General features: G+C 61.1%; 15 protein-coding genes. 5 read left to right on the top strand and 10 right to left on the bottom strand.

All coding sequences use genetic code 11. From position 1 onward, the window contains the following. The 5 genes from KI243_RS20325 to KI243_RS20305 all read right to left on the bottom strand — a co-directional run bounded on the left by KI243_RS20325 (position 1) and on the right by KI243_RS20305 (position 6784). Complete coding sequence (locus tag KI243_RS20325) at positions 1-1863, bottom strand: DUF1302 domain-containing protein (protein WP_042936193.1); 1863 nt, start codon at positions 1861-1863, stop codon at positions 1-3. A 189-nt stretch (positions 1864-2052) separates the two neighbouring features. Beyond that, complete coding sequence (locus KI243_RS20320) at positions 2053-3954, bottom strand: acyl-CoA synthetase (protein WP_212809827.1); 1902 nt, start codon at positions 3952-3954, stop codon at positions 2053-2055. Beyond that, positions 3954-4907: a fumarylacetoacetate hydrolase family protein gene (locus KI243_RS20315; protein ID WP_177065685.1), complete on the bottom strand. Its 954-nt coding sequence runs from the start codon at positions 4905-4907 to the stop codon at positions 3954-3956. Before KI243_RS20315 ends, KI243_RS20320 begins: the two co-directional genes overlap by 1 nt. Before the next feature lie 86 nt (positions 4908-4993). Then, a complete protein-coding gene (locus tag KI243_RS20310; RefSeq protein WP_177106274.1) occupies positions 4994-6082 on the bottom strand; it encodes a VOC family protein in 1089 nt (362 codons plus the stop codon). 87 nt (positions 6083-6169) lie between these two features. Beyond that, positions 6170-6784 (bottom strand): TetR/AcrR family transcriptional regulator, encoded by a 615-nt coding sequence (locus tag KI243_RS20305; RefSeq protein WP_017128128.1) that lies wholly within the window; start codon positions 6782-6784, stop codon positions 6170-6172. Between the two features lie 274 nt (positions 6785-7058). On the opposite strand from KI243_RS20305, the gene KI243_RS20300 reads away from it, so the two are divergent. Beyond that, positions 7059-8132 (top strand): amidohydrolase family protein, encoded by a 1074-nt coding sequence (locus KI243_RS20300; protein ID WP_177106273.1) that lies wholly within the window; start codon positions 7059-7061, stop codon positions 8130-8132. 61 nt (positions 8133-8193) lie between these two features. Here the strand turns inward: KI243_RS20300 and KI243_RS20295 are convergent, their stop codons facing one another. The 4 genes from KI243_RS20295 to KI243_RS20280 form a co-directional block, all read right to left on the bottom strand. Continuing rightward, positions 8194-8853 (bottom strand): TetR/AcrR family transcriptional regulator, encoded by a 660-nt coding sequence (locus KI243_RS20295; protein ID WP_212809826.1) that lies wholly within the window; start codon positions 8851-8853, stop codon positions 8194-8196. 81 nt (positions 8854-8934) lie between these two features. After that, positions 8935-10530 carry a bifunctional 3-(3-hydroxy-phenyl)propionate/3-hydroxycinnamic acid hydroxylase gene (locus KI243_RS20290; protein ID WP_212809825.1) on the bottom strand — a complete coding sequence of 532 codons (1596 nt, stop codon included), beginning with the start codon at positions 10528-10530 and terminating at the stop codon, positions 8935-8937. A gap of 314 nt (positions 10531-10844) precedes the next feature. Further along, complete coding sequence (gene gabD, locus KI243_RS20285; RefSeq protein ID WP_212809824.1) at positions 10845-12296, bottom strand: NADP-dependent succinate-semialdehyde dehydrogenase; 1452 nt, start codon at positions 12294-12296, stop codon at positions 10845-10847. A gap of 41 nt (positions 12297-12337) precedes the next feature. After that, a complete protein-coding gene (locus KI243_RS20280; RefSeq protein ID WP_017128133.1) occupies positions 12338-13075 on the bottom strand; it encodes an SDR family oxidoreductase in 738 nt (245 codons plus the stop codon). Between the two features lie 292 nt (positions 13076-13367). Between KI243_RS20280 and KI243_RS20275 the strand changes: the two genes are divergently transcribed. Genes KI243_RS20275 through KI243_RS20260 form a run of 4 tightly spaced genes read left to right on the top strand, consistent with a single transcriptional unit; the run spans position 13368 to position 17698 of the window. Next, entirely contained in the window at positions 13368-14459 is a 1092-nt protein-coding gene (locus KI243_RS20275; protein WP_042936194.1) for an ABC transporter ATP-binding protein, read from the top strand. Between the two features lie 54 nt (positions 14460-14513). Continuing rightward, positions 14514-15542, top strand: coding sequence for an ABC transporter substrate-binding protein (locus KI243_RS20270; RefSeq protein ID WP_017128135.1), 1029 nt, complete (start codon positions 14514-14516; stop codon positions 15540-15542). Between the two features lie 60 nt (positions 15543-15602). Further along, complete coding sequence (locus KI243_RS20265) at positions 15603-16865, top strand: ABC transporter permease (protein ID WP_212809823.1); 1263 nt, start codon at positions 15603-15605, stop codon at positions 16863-16865. 5 nt (positions 16866-16870) lie between these two features. After that, positions 16871-17698 (top strand): ABC transporter permease, encoded by an 828-nt coding sequence (locus KI243_RS20260; protein WP_244861753.1) that lies wholly within the window; start codon positions 16871-16873, stop codon positions 17696-17698. Positions 17699-17773: 75 nt separating this feature from the next. On the opposite strand, the gene KI243_RS20255 is transcribed toward KI243_RS20260, so the two are convergent. Continuing rightward, on the bottom strand, positions 17774-19144 hold the full coding sequence (locus KI243_RS20255; RefSeq protein WP_177106270.1) for an aspartate aminotransferase family protein: 1371 nt from the start codon (positions 19142-19144) through the stop codon (positions 17774-17776). Positions 19145-19226: the final 82 nt, after the last annotated feature.

Genomic DNA, 19226 nt, shown 5'->3' with positions numbered 1-19226 from the left:
TTAGAAGGACATGCCGAAGCTCAGGGCAACGAAGTCACGGTCAATATTCACGTTGTAGGCGCCGCCGAAAAAGTCGGTGTAGGAGAGGCTGGCGGTGTAGGTATTGAGGTAGTTGGCGTCGAGCCCCAGGCTCAGGGACTTGGAGCCTTCATTGAAGCCGGGCTCGGGGCCGTAGCCCTTGACGTCGTGAGACCAGGCAACGTTGGGGTGCAGTTCCACGCCGGGAATCACCCCGTTGTAGTCCCAGATGGCGCGCACGCGGTAGCCCCAGGAAGTGCTGGTGGCGAAGCCGTCGTTGTTGCAGTTGGAGGGCGTCTGCACGTTGGTGGTGTGGGTACAGAGGCTGTTGTCCGGGTACAGCTGGCCTTGTCCGTAGGCGGTGCTGCGGCCATAGCGCAATCCGCCTTTGCCTTCCAGGCCGCCGATATGGGTGAGCCCCACTTCACCGATCAGGGTCAGGCGCTCGGCATTCATGACCTGGTCGAAGAAATGCGTGGCGGTGATCTGGGCCTGGGTGACTTCCTTGCGTCGATAGCCGGAGACATCCTGGCCATTGCCCAATGAAGCCGCACCGGACGACAGTACCGGCGTCAGCGCTGGCACACCGATGCCGGCGCTGATCAGGTCCACCGGGCTGATCTGCAGCGGCATGTTGGGCCGGTAGCTGATCTCGCCGGCCAGGGTCGTGCCGCTGGGCAGGCTGGTACTGAAACTCAGGCCGTAGAGGCGGATGTCTTCCGGGTAGTCGATGTAGTACTGCGAGGTGCCGAGTCGGTAGGCCTGCGCCAGGCTCTGGCCGGTGGGACTGGCGAGAAAGCCGCCGCAGGCGCCGGCCGGCACGCCAAGGTTGCCACACAGTTGCGGGGCAAACCCCAGGTCGGCGGCATGGGCGCTGCTGATGGCGCTGACGTAGGGTTGGCGGCTGTGGTAGTTGATGAAGTAGCCGGCAAACTCGCTGTTCAGCTCTGGCGCGAACCAGCGCAACGCCGCGCCCCACTGACCGCCGTCACGGGCATCGCGGTCGCGGGCACGGGGAATCACGACGCCTTCGTTGGACAGTTGCACGCCAAAGGGCGAAAGCCCCGCCCGCGCGGCCGCATTCTGGTCGAGTATCGGTCCCACCGGCAGGCCGTTGCAGCCGTCTGCGATCACGTCCGTCTGGGAGAAGAAAGTGCCGCAGTTGTCGATCGCGGTTTTCTGCCATTGCAGTTGGTAGAAACCTTCCGCCGAGAGGTTGTCGGTGAGGTTCTGCGACAGGTAGAACATGTTGACCGGAATCAGGCCTTCCTTGATCTCCGAACCGGGACGGCGAAAGGCCGTCACGTCTACCGGGTTGATGCTGTTGATGCCGCCCTGGATAAAGGTGCTTTCGCCCCAGCTCACCACTTGCTTGCCCAGGCGGACGGTGCCGGGCAGGTCGCCGATCAGGTAGTTGTGGTAGATGAAGGCATCGAGAAACTCGGCGCCGGAGGCCTTCGCACCTTCCTCGCGACCGTGGTCGTCGATGTCCTTGAACCGCTGGTGCTCGTCCTTGAGGGCGAAGTCATACCAGTACTTGCCGCGCACGAACACGCCGCTGTCGCCGTATTTGAGTTCAAGGTCGTGCACACCCTTGAACACCCGGCTGAAGGCGTCACCCTTCTTGAAGTTGAGCCGGCCGTCGTCGGCGCTGTGGCTGCTGAGCAGTTCCTTTTCCGGGTTGTTCAAGGACCAGCTGGAGCCCACCGAGAGGCTGGAGTCGAATTGTCCGTGAAACTCGCCGATGTCGAAATCGATCGCCAAGGCCGGTGTGCTGGCCAACGCTGCCAGACCCAGCGCGAGGGGAAGGCGAGCCTGTTGCCATGGGGGTTGTTTACGAGTCATTGCGTTCACTACCTCTTGTTGTTTTTGTGGTGCGTTACGCGTCCCTGTACGGTTTTCAAGGCGCAGCAGGTCTCGCAGGCCATGGCAGGGACATGGCCGGTTCTCGGTGCTCAGTGGGTGGTGCTCAAAGGTCAGGTTGCGGGTGGCAGTAATCGCCTCTTCGAGTCGGCGGGCAGCGGTGGGCCCGGCTTAGCCGAGCCATTCGATCTGAAAGCTGTAGCGTCCCAGCAGGGGCATCAGCCGTTCGCGATGGGCGCCGGCGGCAATGTGCGCCACCAGCCCGCGACGCGGGTCTTGCAGCACGTTCACGCTGACGTCCTGCACTCCGGCGTTGCTCGCCTCCTGGCGTACGACCCTGGCGATCTCCAGTTGCTGCAAGGCCGGTTTGAAGATCTTGCCGACCGGGGTGACCGGCAGTGCCTCGAGGATCTCGATGCGCTTGGGCACGGCCGAGCGTTCGCAAATGGCCTGTCCGGCAAACGCCAGCAAGGTCGCGGCCGTGCAGCGCTGGCCAGGCTTGAGCTGGACGTAGGCGACAGGGACTTCGCCGGAATAGGCATCGGGGCAACCGACGGCTGCAACCAGGGCGACGGCCGGATGTGCCTGCAATGCTTCTTCAATCTGTTTCGGGTCGATGTTGTGGCCGCCGCGGATGATCAGTTCCTTCTTGCGTCCGGTCAGCCAGAAATAGCCATCGGCATCCTGGCGTCCCAGGTCGCCGGTGTTCAGCCAGCGCTGACCGTCAATCTCGATCCACAAACCCTGGTTGTGCTCGGCCTGCAGATAGCCGATAAACACGTTGGGACCATGAATGGCGATCACCCCGACTTCGTCGCTCATCGCATCGCGCAGGTAGCCACCGTGTTCATCCAGTATCACCGCGCGCATGTCCTGATAGGGCAGGCGTAGGCCGATGGAGCCGATTTTCCGTTCGCCGCCCGCGGGGTTGCACGACGACACGCAGGCGCCCTCGGTAAGGCCATAGCCTTCGAGGATCGGTACGCCGATTTGTGTTTCGAAATCCTTGAACAGCTCTACCGGCATCGGTGCCGCACCACACAAGGCGCTTTGCAGGCTGCCGAGATCGTGTCCTTTCACCGGTTGTTGCAACAGCGCGGAATACACGGTGGGAACACCGGAGAAAAAGTTGATCCTGAAGTGCTCGACCATCGCCCAGAAGCCCGGGATAACCCCGGCGCCGCGGTACCCTTGAGGTGTGCCGATAACCACTTGATCGCCTTGGGTCCAAGGCATCAGGCCGGTGACCAGTTGGCCGTTGACATGGAACAGGGGCAAACCGCATAAAATCACCAGGCCGGGTTCCCGGGGTTCCATATTGCGAGCCATGGCCCATGCATTGAAGACTTCGGAGCCGTGGCTGCGCACGGCAATTTTCGGCAGACCCGTGGTCCCACCCGTGCAGAAGTAGGAAGACGGATCTTCGGCGCGAATCTGTCTGCCGCTGTTCAAGCTCCGATGTGGCTGTTTCTTCATCAGGCCGCGCAGGTCGGCGATCGCCAGATGGCGGTAGCGGGCCTTTTCCCGGCGGGCCATCCAGCGCAACGCCAGGCCCTTCAACGTGCCCACATAGGGCGCCATGCTGACCCAGATCACTTGCCTGACGCTGGGTAGCTGCTCCAGTTGCGCCGCGAGCCTGGGCCACAGATCGCTGCCGGGCGTCGGTGCCAGGGTGACCACGACCCTGGCCTTGGCGGCGCGCAGCAGGTCGCCCATCTGCGAGGCTTCCAGCAGTGGATTGACCGCCATGACGATGCCTGTCGCCTCGCCGCCCCAGATGATGAAATGGGTTTCCGGCAAGTTGGGCAGAATGAAGGCGATGACGTCATCGGGGCCCAGTCCGAGCCCGTGAAACGCATTGGCGGCACGGGTAATGTCGTTGAACAGCTCGGCGTAGCTCCAGTCGTGGGTCTGCTGGAAATGCCGTGCATCGAGAAAGAAGCGCAAGGCGGGCGCATCGGGACGATCCCTGGCACACCTCGCCAAGGCCTCATAGGTACTCGCTGCCAGTCCCTGACGATTGAGTGGGGTGCGTTCCAGCGCCTGTATATCGGCCAGGTTGGTCATCGCCATCAGGCTTGCTCCACCACGAGATTACGCTGGGTGCCCAGGTCGATCTGGCCATCGCTGCTGCGAATGCTGGCCTCGACGACATCGCCGGCCTTGAGGTACTGCGTGCGGCCTTCCTGGGCTTTCAGAAACAGTTTCCACTTCACGGCCTCCGGGAGCAGGGCGCCGATTCGCTGTTTCGCGGGCGAAGGCACGGTGAGCGCGCAACCGGCGGGGGTGCCGGTGGCAATCAGGTCGCCGGCGTTGAAGTCCTGGAGACCGGACAGCTCGCTGAGGGTTTCCGCCGGTCCGTACACCAGGTTGGCAGTGCTGTCGTTTTGTCGAACCTGTCCATTGACCGTGAGGCGCAGTTGCAGGTTTTTCAGGTGATGCATGTCGTGCGCTTCCAGCAGGCACAGGTAAGGCCCGACCGGGCCGAAGGTGCGGAAGCTTTTGCCCTTGTAGAACTGCATTTGCGGAATCTGGATATCGCGGGCCGAATAGTCATTGACCACCACCACGCCGGCGACGAATTCGTGCAGGTTCTGGTCAGTGACGGTGACCTTGCCCGTGATGGCGCGTTTGAGCACCAGGCCCAACTCGATTTCATAATCGAGAAAGCGCACGTTGCGGGGTTTGATCAGTTCACTGTCGGCGGCAACGATGCAACTGGTAGCTTTGGTGAAGATCATGTTGAAGTGCTTGGCGTCGGGGTCCATGCCTGATTCGATCATGTGCTGACGGTAGTTGGCGCCCTGGCAGACAAACTGTTGGTCGCGGGTGACTGGCGAAAGCAGCTTGACGGCGGTCAGGGGCAGATCGCCCTGGTTCATCCGGGCCAGTTCGGTGACGTTGGTGTTGTTGATGAATTCGCCGGTACTGGCGTAGTCACCGGCGATCACGGTGATCCTGGCGGCGTGAATCACGCCCCATTGCACGCGATTCTGGTATTCGAAGCGGATTACATGCACTGCCATGACAGGGGCTCCCGAGGCGTCGATCGGCTGATGCTGCATGGCATCAGATTGTTGTTGTGCTGCGTTTGAAATGGTTGCCAACGGCCTCAGCCGAACAGGCGCGCCAGGGTGACCAGCTTGCGAAAGGTCAGGTCCGGGCTGTGCCTGAGGTTGTGAATCAATGCGCGGATGGCGCGCAGGGTCATCTTCGGCTTGGTGAAGCTGCGGGGCATGCGCTCGCCCCACTGCGCCATGGCCTGGGCACTGATGCGGTGCAACTCGGTTGGCTGCTCCTGGGTGAACAGATCGCCATCGCAGTAGTGCTCATGTTTGTCGCCCCAGGGATCTTGCCAGTAGTCGAAAATCTGGCTGCCGAGAATGTGCCGGCCGATACCCCAGGCGTGCACCCAGCCCCGCTCGCGCAGGATGCGTTGGCCCATGCCGACCGCGTCCGCGTCGACCACTTCATAGGCACTGTGGCTGTAGGCGGGCATGAAGCCTTGCGCCAGGGCCAGGGTGTGATGGTCCGCCGGGGTATCGCCGAGGTCCAGGCGCATGAAGGTCACCGCCGGTGAGCCGTCAGGCAGCACCTGCACATCGCTGGGAATCAATCCGAAATGTTCCGTGTACCAGGCGCACGTCGCCTGGTAGTCGGCCACTTCCAGTACCACATGCCCCAGCTTGAGAATCTCCGGAGCGCTGGCCGGGGGGCGTTGGGTGGCGTTGATGCGCGGGAGTTGTTCGGCCACGTTGAAGGGCAGGGGAGCCCGGTGCTGCAAGGGCTTGACCGGCACTTGCCCGTGGATGGCCTCCACCACGAACCCCGACGGATCACGCAGGCGCACCCGCTCGCCGCCGCCCGGTTGTGGTTGCTCCTCAACCCCTGAAGCACCGGGCAGGCGCGCCAGCCTGAGCAGGTCTTCCCGTGTCGCCACGGCCAGTGCGAAGCCGACAAAGCGCGCTTCGTCAGCCTTCTCGATGCGGTAGCAATAAGCGGCACTGTCGGTGCCGCGCAGATACAGCGTATCGGTTGCCCGATGGCTGACGGTGAGGCCGAAATCGCGCAGGAACCGTTCCGCCTTGACCAGATCCGGGCGTTGGAAAATCAGGTAGGCAAGCCGCTGGGCCTTTACCGTCGGGTGCGGGTGGCGCGCCGGCTGCGGGGTGGCAAGGGTCAGGGTCTGGCGATTGCTCATTCTTGTTCTCCAAAGCTTTTTTCAGGCAAAAGCTGCCCGTCGCCCCTGAAAGCACAGGGGGCGGGCCCATCGGGACTCAATCGTGAATCAGCCGGAAGGCGGCAGCGGCGGCAACTCCACGGTGGCCAGCACACGGGCGTCTTCAATGCTCACGCCCAACGCCCGCAATATCAGTTCGGCCGTATCGGTGCCGGCATCCCGCCAGGTCTTCAGGCCTTCCAGCACCAGGAACATCGAACCGAGGACGCTGCTGGCAATAAACGAAATGATCGTGACCATCTGTTCCTGGCGAAAGTGGTAGCGGCCGATGCCCAAACCGTGGATCAGGTCCGGGACGGCCTGGCTGGAGAACATTTCCCGCAGAGCCAGGTTGCTCAGCGCGAAGCGACTCATGAAGGCGCCCCAGTGTGGCTCTTCATGGGTGCGACGGATAAACAGGCGGATGCCGTTGGCCAGGCGCTGCGCGGGGTCTTCAAGGCTATCGATGCTCTTTTTGACGCGCTGGTGCATGTCTGCGCTGAGCTGGCTGGCGACCTGCTCGAACAGTTTGTCCATCGTCTCGACGTTGTTGTAGATGGTGCCGCGCGCCACGCCCGCTTCCTGGGCAAGGTCGCTGATGTTGACCTGACTGATGCCTTTCTCGGCAAACAGGCGCAAGGCCGCCTGATGGATGCGTCGCTGCACCGGGTTCAATGACTCCACAAGCTCTCTCCACCATTCGAATCTGAAGCTATTGAACGTCACTGTTCAGTTTGAGTCAATCGTGTATTTCGAGGTGGAATCCTGTTTTTAACGAGATTTCTCACGTAATCCTTGATTTAGAGCGGTTATGGCTTTTTATCCTGATTTTAACCTGGGTGTTTAAGTGACAGGTTCGATTGACGAATATGAACACTGGTGTTCATTATGTTGCGTGAGTGTTTTATCGTGGGCTACCACGGCCAGGTTGCGACTGTTCTCGCCAGGAATAACAACAATGCCCCTCAAGCAAGGCCTTATCGACGTACACCATCACATCATTCCCCCCGCGTTCCGCGATGCCATCCACGAGCGGGGCATGGAGCGCCACGCCGGTGCGCTCCTGCCCGGATGGACGCCCGAACAGTCGATCGATGTCATGGACATGAATGGTATCCAGCGTGCCATTACCTCCATCTCCACACCCGGTGTGCATCTGGGCGACGGGGTGGAGCAGGCGCGGCAGCTGGCGCGGGACTGCAACGAATACGCGGCGAAGATGCGCGATGATTTCCCGGAGCGCTTCGGCAACTTTGCGGTACTGCCCATGCCGTTCACCGAAGCCGCTTGTAGCGAAGCGATCTATGCGCTGGACGTGCTCAAGGCCGAGGGCATCGTGCTATTCGGCAGCACCGACGGGGTGTTTCTGGGCGACCCGCGTCTTGACGAGCTGATGAGTGAGCTGGATCGTCGCGGCACGGTAGTGTTCGTTCACCCCAACCTGCACAGGAGCAGCGAGCAACTGGGTTTCAAGACCCCCGGTTTCCTGATCGAGTTTCTCTGCGATACCACTCGCGGGGCGGTCAATCTGATCCTGACCGGGACAATGGAGAAATACCCTCGTATTCGCTGGATCCTTGCCCACGGTGGTGGCTTCCTTCCCTATGTCGCCTGGCGTGTTTCCCTGGCCAACGCCATGCCGCAATTTCAGCAGCTGGCTCCCCAGGGCATTCTCACCTACATCCGCCGTTTCTACTTCGATACAGCGCTGTCGCCGTCGCGTTACTCGATGGCCGCGCTCAAGGAGCTGGTCGAGCCCGATCACATTCTCTTTGGCAGCGATTTTCCGTTTGCCCCGGCTCCCGCCACCAGCCTGCAATGCCAGACCCTGGAAGCAAACACCCTGTGGTCCGCCGACGAGCATTACGGAATCAATCGTGGGCATGCGCTGCGTCTGTTTCCCCAATACCGGCAGCCGGGGGAAGTCGTGCAGGCAGCGCCCATCTATGCTGGTGAATCTTTTTCCAGCCGGCTCAAACGCAGCCTGACCAGGCCGGTTGGCGCGTTGGCCGAGCGCATGCGTAATCGTTGACGGCGGCGCTTGGGGTCAGTCAACCATCCTGATAACCAGCCGAGTGCCGAGGTCGGCGCGCTTACTCGCCGGCTCGCGGCAAAGGATGGGTGGCGAGTTTTCTGGCCTTGGCCGGGGCGGCGCCCAGGGCTTTAAGCACCATCTCGGCGACTTTCTCATCATGTTGCTCGACTGCACGGCCCTCGATCGCACTGCGCATGCCTCCTGTGGCACAGGCAATGACCAGGTCCAGGGCCACGCTTTCGTCGGCAAATGACAGGTGCCCCTGTTCTGCGCCACTGCGAAGATCCGCCTGGACGTGCATCGCGAGCTTTGAGCGCAGACCTTTATCAAAGTGCACGATCCGCACCAGCGCACTGGCCCAGTCCGGGTCGGCAATCGCACGCAGGATAAACATGCGCACACCGATCGCAACGCGCTGAGCGCCGTTATCAATACCCGCGCTCAAGCGGGAAATGTCTTCGGAGAACTCGCTGGCCATGGCGATCCCCACGGCCTCCGCGACCTCTTCGCGGGTACGGAAGTAGTTATAGATGGTGCCGGTGGATACCTGCGCTTCTTCAGCCAGTTCCAGCAGGCCCGTTTCAAGCACGTCCTTGCGGGAGAATACCCGCAGCGCCGCATCCAGCAGGCCCTGGCGCGTGCGCTCCTTTTTCTTGTGGCCTCGCGTCAGGGGGACCAGGGTATCGGTGGACTGTTCGGCGTCGGCTTTTTTGCTCATTGGAATGCCTGGAGATTTATTGCGCGGCTGGATGAAAGATCAGTGATAGTAATCAGATTACCGTCAATATTGCTGATCTTTTCAATTACCCAGCAGGGCCATGCAGGCTTTTGCCAGGTCATTTGCCTGGCCCGCTGCGCCGCTATGCATCACGATCCGGTCGGGGCGAACGATCAGCAGCGAATGAGCCGGCAGGCATTTCAGCAGCTCGCCGCTCAAGTCCTCGACCCAATGAGTGTCTGAATGACCCCGTTGGCCACGCTGGACGATCTGCAGATACCCGCCACCATGAGCCTGCCATTGTTCATGGGTGGCGGGTTCAAGTTGTTGGCGCGGGTCGGTGCCGAAACCGATCAGGGTCATTTGATCGCCCAGTACATCGTCACTCAAGACGATTCCGTGGCGCGGATCGCGTACCAGGCATTGGCTCAACAGGCCGCCGACAGGAAGGGACTTCGTCCTGCACTGTTGGCTGAACAGTCCCTTCCTGAAACGGTTCTTCGGTTTGATGTCCAGCTCTTCGAACAGCCGGCGTGTGGGCGGGAACAGCGTCAGTGATTTCATCACCCCATGGATCAACAAGGCGACCAGGGCATTGCGCGGCATCACCGCACGCCCCATCAGTTTCGCCAGATCGATCATCTCCTTGGCATGGGGACGGCGTTCCTGATCATAGCTGTCGAGTATGCCGGGGGCTGCGCGGTTGTCGAGAACCCAGGCCAGTTTCCAGGCCAGGTTGCACGCGTCCCTCAGCCCGGCCACCAATCCTTGGCCGACAAAGGGTGGCGTAATGTGCGCCGCGTCGCCAATCAGAAATACCCGATCCTTTTGAAAACTTTCACAGCATCGCGCGTGGAAGCGGTACACCGCCGTGCGTTCGATACTCAAGTCGGCAGCCTTTACCCAGGGGGCCAACAGCTGCGCGATGCGATGCGGCTGCTCCATTTCCTCTCGCGTTTCCCCGGGCTGCAGCATGAACTCCCAGCGTTCCCGGCCGCCGGGCGCGGGCATGTGAGGGGTAGGGCGACGATGATCACAAAGAAACTCGACATGGTCGATCGCCTGCTCTTCGCGGCCATTGGCATCCACGATCAACCAGTCTTCGGCATAGGTCTGCCCGCTGAAATCCTGGCCAATCAGGTTGCGTACCCGTGACCCCGCACCGTCTGCGCCGATCAGGTATCTGGCGTTGACGGTAAATGTCTGGCCATCCTGATCCAGCACAAAGGCTTCCACGTGCTCGCCATGCTGCTGGACATCGAGCAACTCGTAACCCGTGCACGTGGTGATGCCGGGGTATTGCAGCAACCGGCTGCGCAACGCGTTTTCCAGGTCGGGTTGGTAAAAGGTCACCAGTTTGGGATGGCCGTCGATGCAGCCGCTGGTATTGGCGCGGCTGAACTGGCCCACCAGTGGACAGTGCATTTTGACTTCGGGAATAACCTGTTTATCGAAGGCGTCTTCAGGCAGGCCGATCAACTGCAGCATGCGCAAGGCTTCGTTATCCAGGGCAATAGCCCGTGGCATACGCAGTATCTCGTGCTGCCTGTCGATCACCAGGGCATTGACCTGATAACGCCCGAGCAGGGCCGCCAGCGCAGCACCCACCGGACCGAAGCCGACAATCAGTACGTCAGTCGAGATTGGCAGCGGGGTATTTTTATTGTTGTTTTCCATGGGAGACCGTGTGATTTCAGCGTCGTTGTGCGAGTTGCCACGATGGGCTCGTCAATTTCATGGGACAATATTCAATATTGAATAATAATTCAATATTGGATTTGTTCTCATAAAATTGCGAGTGCATGGGTTGCCCACGACCACACTGATCAGCACGGTGCCAAGGGTGTCTGTTCTTGCGGCTTTTGCATCGGTGCGGGGATAGCACCGGGAATGTCAGGGGAGGGCTTCGCCGATGATCACCATCGGGCTTCGAGGCTTCGAGGCTTCCAGGCGGGCAGCGGATACCCGCCTGGAAAACCCCGGCTCGATCCTCAGATGCCGCCCAGGCACATGTATTTGATTTCCAGATAGTCTTCGATCCCGTACCTGGAGCCTTCACGACCCAGCCCGGAAGATTTCATGCCGCCGAAAGGTGCTGTTTCGGTGGAAATGATGCCGGTGTTGATCCCGATGATTCCGTACTCCAGGGCTTCGGCCACACGGAATACCCGGGACAGGTCGCGGGCGAAGAAATAGGCCGCCAGGCCGAACTCGGTGTCGTTGGCCTGGGCCACCACGTCCGCTTCGTCGCTGAAGCGGAACAACGGGGCCAGTGGGCCAAAGGTTTCTTCCCGGGCAACCAGGGCGTCCCTGGGGACGTCCACCAGAATGGTCGGTTCGAAGTAGGTGCCACCGAGCGCGTGGGGTTGGCCGCCGGCAACTACCCGGGCGCCTTTGCCGACGGCGTCAGCGATATGTTCCTGGACTTTCAGGACCGCGTTTTCATCAATCAGCGGGCCGGTGGTCGTGCCTTCATCCAGGCCATTGCCCAGGCGTAGCCTGGCGACGGCGGCCTTCAGCTTGTCGGCGAACTCGTCGTAGACGCTGTCGTGGATATACAGGCGGTTGGCGCAGACGCAGGTCTGGCCCGCATTGCGGTATTTGGACATCAGGGCGCCTTCGACAGCGGCATCGAGGTCGGCGTCGGCGAACACGATAAACGGCGAGTTGCCGCCGAGTTCGAGGGAGACTTTCTTGATGTCCCTGGCGCATTCGGCCATCAACTGGCGGCCGATTTCGGTCGAGCCTGTGAACGACAGTTTGCGCACGATCGGGTTGCCGGTCAGTTCCGCACCGATCTGTACCGCGGATCCGGTGACGACGCTGAGGACGCCTTCGGGAATGCCCGCCCGGGTAGCCAGCTCCGCCAGTGCCAGGGCCGAGAACGGGGTCTGGCTGGCAGGCTTGATCACCATGGTGCAACCGGCAGCCAGGGCCGGGCCGACCTTGCGGGTAATCATCGCGCAAGGGAAGTTCCAGGGCGTAATGGCCGCCGTCACCCCGATGGGTTGCTTGATCACCAGTAGCCGCTTGTCCGGCTGATGGCCTGGAATGATATCGCCGTAGACGCGCTTGCCTTCTTCGGCGAACCATTCGATGAACGAGGCGGCGTAGGCGATTTCGCCCTTTGCCTCGGCCAGCGGCTTGCCCTGTTCAAGGGTCATCAGGCGGGCGAGGTCGTCCTGGTTCGCCATGATCAACTCGAACCAGCGACGCAATACCGTCGCACGGTCCTTGGCCGTCCGGGCGCGCCAGTCGGGCAGGGCTTTCTCGGCGGCTTCAATGGCGCGGCGGGTTTCCGCGGCGCCCATTTTCGGCACGCTGCCCAGGATCTCGCCCGTCGCCGGGTTGTTCACCTTGATCTGTTGGCCGTTGTCCGCATCGCTCCAGACACCGGCGATATAGGCTTGTTGGCGGAACAGACTGCTATCTCGCAAATTCATACAGGACTCCAGTGGGTAGCATGTAAGGGACGAAGGACGACTCAGACGTGCTGGCCGCCGTTGACTTCGATTTCGGCGCCATTGATGTAGGAAGCGCCGCTGGTGCAAAGGAAATGAATGAGCGACGCCACCTCTTCGGGCTTGCCGAGCCGGTGCATCGGAATGTTGCGTTCGACGATGTCCTGGGTACCCGGGGAAAGGATCGACGTATCGATTTCACCCGGGGCGATGGCGTTCACCCGGATGCCGTGCCGACCGTAGTCATAGGCCATTTCCCGGGTCAGCGCGGACAGGGCCGCCTTTGAGGTGGCGTAGGCAACCCCGGCAAAGGGATGAACCCTGGAGCCGGCAATGGAGGTGACATTGATGATGGTGCCTCGCGCCGCCTTCAGCTCTTCGAACAGGCCGCGGGCGAGCAGGGCGGTGGAAAACAGATTGACGTTGAAGACCCGCATCCAGGTCGCATAGTCGGTTTCCAGGACACCCAGTCGACCGCCCTCGGGTCCTTTGGGGCTGATCCCGGCGTTATCGACAAACGCATGCAGTTTGCCGTCGCCCAGCTTTTCCTTGATCAGGCCGATACTGGCTTCGATGCTGCCAATATCTTCCAGGTCCAGGTGGATGTGGTTTTCCTGGCCGTCCGCCCAAGGGCATTCGGCTCCCCAGCTTTGGCGAGAGGCGGTGAATACACGCCAGCCTGCCGCGTTGAAGTGTTTGACGGTGGCGTGCCCGATGCCTCGACTGGCACCTGTCAGCAGCAACGTTTTTTTCTCGCTCATGGATCGGATCCTCGAAACATCGTTGTTTTGATGCTTGATGCATCATGTTTCTAACGATGATCGCTGTCAACCGATTCTTCCCGCCTCCCACTCCTGTGCCGCGCCTTTCTGGTGCACTCATTTTGCTCGCTTTTACGCCAACTCTCCTGTGGGCCGCCGGTTGGGAAATTGGCATGCATTATGCTGCGTTCGTGAAATATAAAACATGATGCATCATGCTTCGAGGTGTGGTTAAAATGAAAACGCGCAAAACCGAGCTCCAATTCCAGAACAACAAAAAACAGGTGAAGCCATGAATACAGCCTCTCCTTATGTCCGCTTCCGAGGCGTGCAGAAGAGCTATGACGGCGAACAGTTGGTGGTCAAGAAACTCGATCTGGACATCCAGCGCGGCGAGTTCCTCACATTGCTGGGGCCTTCGGGGTCGGGGAAAACCACCAGCCTGATGATGCTGGCGGGTTTTGAAACGCCCACCGAGGGCGAGATTCTGCTCGACGGCCAGCCGTTGCATACGGTGGCGCCGCACAAGCGCGGGATCGGGATGGTCTTTCAGAATTACGCACTGTTCCCGCACATGACCGTTGCCCGCAACCTGGCGTTCCCGTTGAAGGTCAGGCGCCTGGGCCGCGCCGATATCGAGCTGAAAGTCAGGCGGGCCCTGGACATGGTCCAGCTCGGACATCTGGCCGATCGTTATCCGGCCCAGCTTTCCGGTGGGCAGCAGCAACGCATCGCGCTGGCTCGCGCGCTGGTCTTCGAGCCGAGCCTGGTGCTGATGGACGAACCCCTGGGGGCCCTGGACAAACAGCTGCGTGAACAGATGCAGCTCGAGATCCGTCGCTTGCACCGCCAGTTGGGTCTGACCGTGGTATTCGTCACCCATGACCAGGCCGAGGCGTTGACCTTGTCCGATCGCGTCGCGGTATTCAACGATGGCGTGATCCAGCAGATCGATACTCCGAAAGCGCTGTACGAGCACCCCGGCAATTCTTTCGTCGCCCATTTCATCGGTGAAAACAACGCACTGCCCGGCACGGTCATTTCCGTGTCAGGGCCGGAGTGCCGGGTGCGCCTGGCCGATGGTTCCGAGGTCGGCGCCCGCGCCACGACGGCCTTGCCGGTGGGGGCATCGACCTCGTTGTCGATTCGACCGGAACGTGTCGGGCTCGACAAGCCGTCTGCGAACAGTCTTCCCGGTCGCATCGAGGAACTGATCTACCTGGGCGATCACGTGCGGGTCAGGCTCAACGTCGCCGGCCAGAAAGAGTTCACCGCGAAAATCCCCATCGCCGAAATGCAGGACGGCTGGTCCACCGGCATTTCGCTCCCTGTCAGTTGGTTCAGCCACGACGCCAGCGCGCTGGATCCCCTGGTCGTTCATTAACGTCGGCCCTTCATTGAAAAGCATTGCCCCAAAACACTGCAGAGGAGCGTTTCCATGTTCAAGAAAATAGCGGTATTGGTGCTGATGGCTGGCGTGGCGAGCCAGGTACAGGCCCAGCAACTGACGGTGGTGTCCTTCGGCGGACTCAACAAGCAGGCCCAGGAGAAGGCGTTCTACCAACCCTTCTCCAAAGCGAACAAAGTCGATATCGAGGCCGGTGAGTTCAACGGTGAAATGGCCAAGATCAAGGCCATGGTGGAAACCGGACAGGTGGGCTGGGATGTCGTCGAAGTCGAAAGTCCCGAGTTGGTGCGCGGCTGTAGCGAAGGCCTTTTCGAACCGCTGGACTGGTCCAGGCTAGGCGATAAGAAACAGTTTGTCGATTCGGCGGTGAACGAGTGCGGAGCGGGGATTTTCATCTGGTCCACGGTACTGGCCTACGATGCGAAAAAACTGGCCAGGGCCCCCACGGGCTGGGCGGATTTCTGGGACGTGAAAACCTGGCCGGGCAAGCGCGCCCTGCGTAAATCCGCGAAGTTCACCCTGGAAATTGCCTTGCTCGCCGACGGGGTGTCGCCGGGGCAGCTGTACAACGTGCTGGCGACTCCGGAAGGTGTCGACCGGGCATTCAAGAAGCTCGATCAGATCAAGCCGAATATCCAGTGGTGGGAAGCCGGCGCGCAACCCATGCAATGGCTGGTTTCCGGCGATGTGGTCATGACCTCGGCCTACAACGGGCGAGTGACGGCGGCGCAGAAGGAAGGCCACCCGTTCTCGATCGTCTGGAATGGCAGTCTTTACGATCTCGACAGCTGGGCGATCGTCAAGGGCTCGAAGAACAAGGCCCTGGCCGAGCAATTCATTGCCTTTGCCGGCCGTCCCGAGAACCAGAAGGTATTCGCCGAGACCATCCCCTACGGCCCGACGAACACCTTGGCTATCGCGCAGATTGACGCCAAGGTCCGCCCCGATCTGCCAACCGCCCCGGAAAACCTCAAGGGTGCGCGCGGTGTGGATACCGAGTTCTGGATCGAGCACGGTGAAGAGTTGGAGCAACGCTTCAACGCCTGGGCGGCGAACTAATCAGTATCTACCGGCTTCGGTTTGCCTGAAGCCGGTTCAGCCTCACATCTGGAGACCAGCATGTCAGAAGTCAGCCTGACGGCTATCGATCACCCCACTGAAACGTCCTCCTCGCTCAAGCAGCGCTTGCTGCATGCCGAAAGTGCTTATCGCAAACGCTCGATCCTGTTGATCGCCCCCCTGCTGCTTTTTCTACTGATCAGCTTTGTTTTTCCCATTGGCAACATCCTTTGGAAGAGCCTGGATAATCCTGAGGTCGGCAAGGCCCTGCCGAATACGCTTCAGGCATTGCAACACTGGGATGGCAAGGGACTGCCGGAAGAGAAGGTCTTCGCCGCCTTGCTCGGGGATCTGGCCGAAGCCAGGGCCCAGGGGCAGATCCCCGGCCTGATCAAGCGGCTCGGGTATGAGGACGGCCGCTATCGGACCCTGCTCTCGTTGACGTTGCGCAAGTTGCCCGATCCCGGTGCCGAGTCCATCAGCCGGGCCTTGATCGCGCAATCGACGATGTGGGCAGAGCCCGGCACCTGGCGCAGTATCCAGCGTGCGGGGCGGCCGCTGACCGCTTACTACCTGTTGGCGGCATTCGACCGCCAGGTGGATGTCCAGACCGGCAATATTGTCGAGTTGCCGAAAGGGCAGGCGCTGTACCTGTCGGTGCTCTTGCGCACATTGTGGATGGCCAGCATCGTCACGCTGTTCTGTGTCTTGCTGGGCTATCCGGTGGCGTACTGGCTGGCCAGGCAGCCGAGCAGTCGCGCCAACCTGCTGCTGATCATGGTGTTGCTGCCGTTCTGGACCTCGTTGCTTGTGCGCACGGCGGGCTGGATCGTCCTGTTGCAGAACGGCGGGTTGATCAATAGCTCGCTGATCGGCCTCGGGTTGATCGAGCAGCCACTGCAACTGGTGTTCAACCGGGTCGGCGTGTACATCTCGATGACCCACATTCTCCTGCCGTTCGTGATCCTGCCGTTGTACGCGGTGATGAAGGGCATCTCGCCCAACTATGTGCGCGCGGCCGTTTCCCTGGGCGCCCATCCCTTCCGGGCGTTCTGGTCGGTGTACGTGCCGCAGACGTTTGCCGGGGTCACCGCGGGGGCGCTGCTGGTGTTCATCATGGCGATCGGTTACTACATCACGCCGGCGTTGCTGGGTGGTCCAGGCGATCAGATGCTCAGCTATTTCGTCGCGTTCTACACCAATACGACGATCAACTGGGGCATGGCGGCGGCACTGGGGAGCCAGTTGCTGATCATCGTCCTGCTGCTCTATTGGGTGTATTCGCGCATCACTCGTCCAGCCAACCCCGCCCAGCGTGCATGAGGTGTTTGATGAACCATCATTCCACATTGATCGAGCGCCTCTGGGCGCCGGTCTTCAGCCTGTTCAGTTTCAGCTTGCTGATCTTCCTGGTAGTACCGATCCTGGTGATCGTGCCGCTGTCCTTCAACGAGGGCTCGTTCCTCAGTTACCCGTTGAGCGGGTTTTCCCTGCGCTGGTACCAGGAGTTCCTCGGTTCCCAGGAGTGGATGCGGGCACTGCGCAACAGCCTGGTGATCGCGCCGGCCGCGACCTTGCTGGCGACCGCGCTGGGAACCCTGGCGGCGGTCGGGCTGGCGCGGGGGGAGTTCCGCGGCAAGGGCCTGATCATGGCGATTCTGATTTCGCCGATGATCGCGCCCGTGGTGATCATCGCTGTCGCGCTGTATTTCTTTTTTGCCCAGCTGAATCTTCTCAACAGCTACCTGGGACTGGTGCTGGCCCATGCTGCGCTCGGTGTGCCATTCGTGGTGATAACGGTCGCCGCGACGTTGCAGGGTTACGACCGCAACTTTTCCCGTGCCGCCGCCAGCCTGGGGGCGACTCCCTTCATGGCGTTTCGCAAGGTGATGCTGCCGCTGATCGCACCCGGGGTGATCAGTGGCGCCTTGTTCGCGTTCGCCACTTCCTTCGATGAGGTGGTGGTTACGCTGTTCCTGGCGAGCCCCGCGCAGCGCACCCTGCCGATGCAGATGTTCGGCGGCATTCGCGAGAACCTCAATCCGACGATTGCGGCGGCAGCGACCTTGATGGTGGTGGCTTCCGCGATCCTGCTACTGCTGATGGAGTGGTTGCGTCGGCGCAATGAAAGGCTGCGTGGGACCCGTGTCATCTGAGTGTTTGCCAGCGCTGGATTGCTGCAATAAAAAAAGGCCTGGTTCACACCAGGCCTTTTTGCTTGCCGCGTTCTGTCAGCCGTTGACCCACTTGCTGGTGTCGTCCAGGGCCATGCCGAATCGATCGAGCAGCGACCGGACTTCGCTTTCCGAGATGATCAGGGGAGGGCAGAAGGCGATGGCATCGCCCATGTTGCGGGTGATCATGCCGTGCTCCTGGGCACGTCCCGCGAGGAAGCGCCCGAGCGTCCCTGGCGTTTCCAAGGGGGCCTTGGTGGCGCGATCGGCGACCAGCTCGACAGCGGCAATCAGGCCGGCACCACGCACTTCACCCACCAGTGGGTGATCGCTGAAATCCTGCAGGCCGCGACGCAGGATTTCGCCCATGTGCGCGGCCCGGGCAACGAGGTCTTCCTCATCGATGATCTTCAGGTTTTCCAGCGCGACGGCGGCCGCGACCGGATGGCCGCCGCCGGTAAAGCCATGTCCCAGGGCGCCGAAGGCCTTGGTCTGGTCGGCGATGCCCTGGTAGACCCGATCGTTGATCAGGATGGCCGAGATCGGCTGGTAGGACGAAGAGAGCTGCTTGGACAGAATCATGATGTCCGGCTTGATGTCGTAGGTCTGGCTGCCGAACATGTTCCCGGTACGCCCAAACCCGCAAATCACCTCGTCCGCGACGACCAGGATGTCGTGCTTGCGGCACACCTTCTGGATTTTCTCCCAGTAGGTACGCGGCGGCACGATCACGCCGCCCGCGCCCATCAATGGCTCGCCGACGAAAGCAGCAATGGTTTCCGGGCCTTCGTGGACGATCAAGGCATCGAGTTCGGCCGCCAGGCGATCGGCAAACTGCTCTTCGGTTTCACCCGGCAGGGCGTTGCGGTAATGGTGTGGATTGCCCACATGCAGGAAACCCGGGAGCGGCACATCGAAGCCGCGCTGGTTGGCCGGCAGGCCGGTCAGGCTGGCGCTGGCCAGGGTAATGCCGTGATAGCCGCCGATGCGGCTGATGAATTTCTTGCGCGCCGGCTTGCCCTGGGCGTTGTTGAGGTACCAGACCAGCTTGATCACGGTGTCGTTGGCTTCCGAGCCGGAGTTGGTGAAGAACACCTTGCTCATCGGCACCGGTGCCATGTCGATCAGTTTTTCGGCCAGCTGGATGCTCGGCGAGTGCGACTTGTGGCCGAACAGGTGATAGAACGGCAGCGTCGACATCTGCTTTTCGGCAGCGGCGACCAGGCGCTTGTTGCTGAAGCCCAGCGCCGCGCTCCAAAGCCCCGCCATGGCCTCGATGTACGGCTTGCCGTCCTCGTCAAAGACGAAAACCCCTTCACCTCTCTCAATGATCAGCGGGCCGACTTCCTGGTGGGCGCGGGCATTGGTGTAGGGGTGCAGGTGGTGGAGCATATCTTTCTGGGCCAGGGTGGAGCGTGTCTTGTTCATGGTCTTCTCGCTGGTTGGGGGAACGACACATGAATCATAATGCATGATGCATCATGTTGTGTAGCTGGTTTTTTCTCCCTGA

The sequence above is a fragment of the Pseudomonas sp. Ost2 genome, assembly GCF_018326065.1.
GTDB classification, from domain to species: domain Bacteria; phylum Pseudomonadota; class Gammaproteobacteria; order Pseudomonadales; family Pseudomonadaceae; genus Aquipseudomonas; species Aquipseudomonas gingeri.
This window is presented reverse-complemented; position numbering and strand designations above follow the sequence as displayed.